Annotated in this window: 2 protein-coding genes; both read left to right on the top strand. The window is 50.0% G+C overall.

What is annotated here, in order from left to right:
* Positions 1-380: 380 nt before the first annotated feature.
* Positions 381-2,081, top strand: a complete 1,701-nt coding sequence (locus WCK19_RS18335; RefSeq protein ID WP_342398853.1) for a choice-of-anchor Q domain-containing protein — start codon at positions 381-383, stop codon at positions 2,079-2,081.
* 262 nt (positions 2,082-2,343) lie between these two features.
* Positions 2,344-3,246 (top strand): zinc ABC transporter substrate-binding protein, encoded by a 903-nt coding sequence (locus WCK19_RS18330; RefSeq protein WP_342398852.1) that lies wholly within the window; start codon positions 2,344-2,346, stop codon positions 3,244-3,246.
* Positions 3,247-3,350 lie beyond the last annotated feature (104 nt).

The following is a 3,350-nucleotide window of genomic DNA, read 5'->3' as shown; positions in this document are numbered from 1 at the left end:
ATCGTAGGCTACGGCAACCGTTCGGAGTTTACTCAAGTGAACATTCTGACGGTAGCAGCAAGTTAGGTTTTAATCTTGTGGGGGCGACGCTGGAGTCGCCCTTCTTTTATTGCCCCCCATCCCATGAGAATTGCGCCACCATTTTTGTAATATTATTTTAATAAAACTACCCAAAATCCAATGGACAATCTATTTCTGCCTCTGTTACAATAACACCCAAAGTTATTAGATAGATTATCTAAAACTTAGATAAAGATAGGCTTTAACAAACACCGGGACATGCTTCTTAACATACTAAACCTTGCTCGTTTGGGTGGGCTAACGAGTAGCTCAACCGAGGTCGTGGCACAAAGTAGGAGTATTAAGTCAGGAGAACATTGTTGCAGAAGCCAATCAAGGTAGTAACTACAATAGGTATAACAAAGCGTTTAGCGGCGGCATTAGTAATAATCGCGCTGTTGCTGGCAGTTTTTTCTGTAATCACGCGCCCGGTGCAATCGGGGAGTAGCTGCACCTTAACGGCGCTGCAAAGTAGCGTTAGCGCGGGTGGTACGCTCGACTTTAATTGCGCCGCCGATACCGCCATCACCCTAGATGTAAGGCAACTTGTTACCAAAGACCTGACTCTGACCAACACGGGAGCAGGTAAGCTGACTATTAGCGGGAATAATCTATACCAGATTTTCTACGTCAGCCCCAATACAAAGCTATCCTTAACTAATCTCAACCTGAGTGGGGGTAAGGCTATCGAGGGTGGGGCTATTTTTAACAGCGGCGGGACGGTGACAATCACCAATTCGAGCCTGTATAACAACAGCGCGGATAATTACGGCGGGGCTATTTTTAACAGCGGCGCGGTTACTAATTACGATGGCGATATCATTAGCAACGGCAGCACGCTGGAGATAACCAATTCGAGCCTGTACAACAATAGCGCGGATAATTACGGCGGGGCTATTTTTAATAATGGCAACGTGCTAGTGACCCACGCTACTTTCCTCAACAATGCTGTTTCTGAAAGCGGCAGCGGCGGAACTATCAACAACAATAGCGGAACGGCGCTGCTGAAGAATAGCCTGTTGCAGGGCAGCAATATTTGTACCGGTAATTTCTCTCTCACCGATGGAGGCTATAACTTAGAGGTAGCCAACGACAACGCCACCTGTGGGTTCAAAACCGCTGCCGATGCGAAACTAGGTACTCCCGGTGATAACGGTGGGCTAACTTTTACCATTGCGCTGCTAGAGGGCAGTTCGGCGATAGACGCGATTCCGGTTGCCAGTTGCGCGGTAACTATCGACCAGCGCGGGATAAGCCGACCTCAAGGCGAGGCTTGCGACATCGGCGCGTTTGAGTTTGTTCCGGCTAAACCTGCGCTTTCCTCCGACCTGATACCGCAGTTGCGAATCAGCCCGGATAGGGTAGCGGATACGAACCTTGAGAATCTCGTTTCGTTCAGCTTCAAGGTGAAGAACATCGGGGCGGGCGGAGCAAGCCGCCTTTTGATAAAGATTCCGATATTGCAAGGGCTGGACGTGGGCTATTTTGATGCTTCGGTGAGCAGCGCGGGGGTGTGGGTTACGCAAGTGACCACTACCACGGTGTCAATTGCCCTGCCGCCGATTGAGCAAGGCAAGGAAGTGAACGGCGTGTTGGTGTTTCGCCCCAATGCTACCGCGATGGTCGGAACGCATATCGAAACACGCTATAAGCTGGTGTTTGATGACGATACCGTAAGCGGTAAGAGCATAAACAGTAATAGCCAACGCTTTGTGTTCGGGGCAACAGGCAGCAACCGCGATGATACCAAAGGCGCAATCCAGCCGGGCGCAGCAGTAAGGGCGAATGTGGGCGAGAAAGTCAGCATTTTGCAGAAGGTGTATTTGGCAGATGAGATTGTATCGCAATGGTACACCGCGCCGGATGGCTCAACCGTGAGCTTGGGTCGGCAATTCTCGAATGCAAACGGGGAATTAACTATCGTGGTGGATACCGCCGGGTTAGCGGCAGGAGATTACGCTATCGTGGGTTACGGTAATCGCTCGGAAGTTACAGAAGTAAACATTCTGACGGTGGTTTAATCTTTGTTTTAACCCGTAGGGGCGCATTCCATTTTGGATTTTGGATTGAAGCCCTCTCGCCCACTCCATGAGAATTAACCCGTAGGAGCGGTTCTTGTCGCAACACGGAGGTTGCTCCTACAAATCCCGCACCATCTCCCGCAAATATTCTAACTATTTTGAAACTGTGTATCAATTACTTGACAGGCAAGGCGCAAGGTTATATTATTATTCCCTGTTATTGATACTGTATCTCAAAATTGGAGCTAGAGGGATGATAGTAATGAAAAGACGCTGTCTGATGGTAATTTTGATGCTGTTATTGCTGCTGGCAGCATGTGGCGATAGTACCGCTACTAACTCCAGCGCGAGCGGTAAAATCAAGGTGGTGGCAACTAATAGCGTCATTGCCGATATGGCAAAAAACGTGGCAGGAGACCGCGCCGAAATTTACGCCATTCTTAAACCCGGCAGAGACGCGCACGATTATGAGCCTACCGCAGAGGATTCTAAAGCGTTGGCGGTTGCCCAATTGGTACTTTCAAACGGGTTGGGGCTGGAAGCGTGGCTCGACAAAACGGTGCAGAGCAGCGGTACGAAAGCCTCGCTGGCGGCGGTCTCGGAGGGCGTGAACTTGCTGAAGACCGTACAGGGCGAGACCGACCCGCACATCTGGCACGGTCCAGACAATGGCAAAATTATGGCGGATAACATTGCAAAGGGGTTAGCGAAGGTGGACGCAGCGGGTAAAGCTACTTACGAAGCTAACGCCGCTTCCTATAAAACCCAAATTGACGATACTTCCCGGCAAATGAAAGGCTTGCTTGACGCTATCCCCGCAGAACGGCGTAAGCTCGTCACCAACCACGAAGCCTTTACCTACTTTGCCGCTCAGTTCAACCTGAAAATTGTCGGCTCAATAATTCCTAGCTTTGATAGCGCGTCCGAGCCTAGCGCACAGGCTTTAACCGAATTGGTCAAGCGCATCAAAGCGGAGAAAGTACCTGCCATTTTCACCGAAACGACCATCAATCCGAAGTTGGCAGAGCAAATCAGTAAAGAAGCAGGCGTGAAAATCTTCTCTAACCTATATGGGGACGCGCTAGGCGATGCAAGTAGCGATGGCTCTACCTATCTTAAGATGCTGCTGTCCAACGCTCGTAATATTGCCAACGGTTTGAAATAGGGGCAGAACCCCATTCCCTCGTTCGGTGGCGTAAATTCGGGGGAAATTTGGAAGGGCGACTCCAGCGTCGCCCCTACGGGTTAAAACAAAGATTAAACTACCGT

This window comes from Candidatus Chlorohelix sp., assembly GCF_037138995.1.
Lineage (GTDB): Bacteria > Chloroflexota > Chloroflexia > Chloroheliales > Chloroheliaceae > Chlorohelix.
The sequence above is the reverse complement of the archived record's forward strand: the minus strand, read 5'-3'. Positions and strand labels throughout refer to the sequence as shown.